Origin of the sequence: Streptomyces sp. NPDC002130 (genome assembly GCF_040296465.1) — a bacterium.
GTDB lineage: Bacteria > Actinomycetota > Actinomycetes > Streptomycetales > Streptomycetaceae > Streptomyces.
Genome location: NZ_JBEOXI010001229.1, coordinates 1 through 1,058, shown reverse-complemented (window position 1 = coordinate 1,058; position 1,058 = coordinate 1). Strand labels below are relative to the sequence as shown.

Here is a 1,058-nt window from a genome sequence, read left to right as displayed (position 1 = left end):
GTGGTCTCGAGGGCGGCGTCGTCGTGGAGAAGGTCCGCAACCTCACCGTCGGCCACGGGATTCTTCGAAACGCATCGCCCGTACCCCGCCGATCGCTATACCCCGGCGGACACCGCAGCCCTGGAGGTCCCCGGATACCTTCCGGACGTGCCACAGGTGCGCGAGGATCTGGCCGAATTCCACGGCAGCGTAGAGGTGGCCGACGCCGCGGTGGGGGAACTGCTCGGGACGCTCGAGGAAGAGGGGCTCGACGAGAACACGTGGGTCTTCTTCCTCACCGATCACGGCGCCGCGTTCCCGCGTGCCAAGTCGACGCTCTACGCCCCGGGTACCGGAATTGCGTTGATCGCTCGCCCTCCGGCTCGGTATCGCAGTGGCGGAAAGGAATACGAGACACTGTTCAGTGGTGTGGATCTTGTTCCGACCATTCTCGATCTGCTCGGAATCGACGTCCCCACCGAGGTGGAAGGGCGCTCGCACGCCGATGCCCTCGTCGATCGTGGAACCCAGCCTTCCGAGCCCGTCCGGACTTCCTTGTTCACGGAGAAGACCTTTCACGACAGCTTCGATCCCATTCGAGCGGTGCGCACCAAGGACTACAGCTATATCGAGAACTACGCCGTCCGCCCGGCTCTGGATCTACCGCTCGACATCGAGGACAGTCTCTCCGGAAAGGCGCTCGGCACCGAGCATCTGGCGGTACGTGCGCCTCGGGAGCTGTACGACCTGCGGTCCGACCCTGACGAGAAGATCAATCTGATCGATCGACCGGAAGTGTCGGCGGTACAGGCGGAATTGTCCTCGCAGCTTCACACGTGGCGCGCCGAAACGGATGATCGTCTTCCCGACGAGGCATTGGGTAGCGCGATGGCCGTGCACCGCATGGCGGCATATCTCGAAAAGATCGGTGTCCGACCCAACGTGCGGTCCGCCTACAGCGCGGACCGCGGCTATCTCGAGTCGGACACCGAAAACCCCTAGGGCCTGGTGGCTTCGCGTTCTTCCAACAATGCGATGACCCGCTCGACCAACTCGGAGATGTCAGCCCCCGTCGTGTC

The 1,058-nt window shown here is 63.6% G+C and carries 1 protein-coding gene; it reads left to right on the top strand.

The features are described from left to right. The coding region (locus ABT116_RS49850; RefSeq protein ID WP_351648374.1) for a sulfatase-like hydrolase/transferase at positions 1-981 on the top strand (981 nt) is incomplete at its 5' end. Positions 982-1,058 lie beyond the last annotated feature (77 nt).